Here is a 537-nt window from a genome sequence, read left to right as displayed (position 1 = left end):
ATCCGCGGCCGCAACAGGCTTTCGCGCTGGTTGGGCGCCTGCTGTTCCCGACAGCCGCCACGCCGGGGCCGATGACTGGCGAAACCGGCGTTTCGCCGCATGCCCATGTCGACCCGACCGCGCATGTCGAAGCCGGCGTCGTCATCGAGGCCGGCGCCGTCGTCGGGCCTGGCGTCTCGATCGGCAGCGGCACCGTCATTGCGCCGAACGCCGTCATCGGACAGTCCTGCCAGATCGGCCGTGACGGATATGTCGGCCCGGGCGCCAGCATCCAGTACGCACTGATCGGCAATCGGGTCATCATCCATGGTGGGGCCAGGATCGGCCAGGACGGCTTTGGCTTTGTCGGCGGCGCCAAGGGCCCGGAACGGGTCCCGCAAATCGGACGCGTCGTCATCCAGGATGATGTCGAGATCGGCTCCAATTCCACAGTCGATCGCGGCGCGATGTCCGATACGATCATTGGGCAAGGCACAAAGATCGACAATCTCGTGCAGATCGCCCATAACGTCCGCATCGGTCGCAATTGCATAGTGG

The 537-nt window shown here is 65.2% G+C and carries 1 protein-coding gene; it reads left to right on the top strand.

Going from position 1 to position 537, the window contains the following annotated elements:
• Positions 1 to 537: UDP-3-O-(3-hydroxymyristoyl)glucosamine N-acyltransferase (locus tag EOA36_RS36775; protein WP_127281332.1), on the top strand; the 537-nt coding region annotated here is incomplete at both ends.

The organism is Mesorhizobium sp. M8A.F.Ca.ET.021.01.1.1 (genome assembly GCF_003998025.1).
GTDB lineage: Bacteria > Pseudomonadota > Alphaproteobacteria > Rhizobiales > Rhizobiaceae > Mesorhizobium.
Note: the sequence above shows the minus strand (reverse complement) of the source record. Positions and strands in the feature narration are given on the sequence as shown.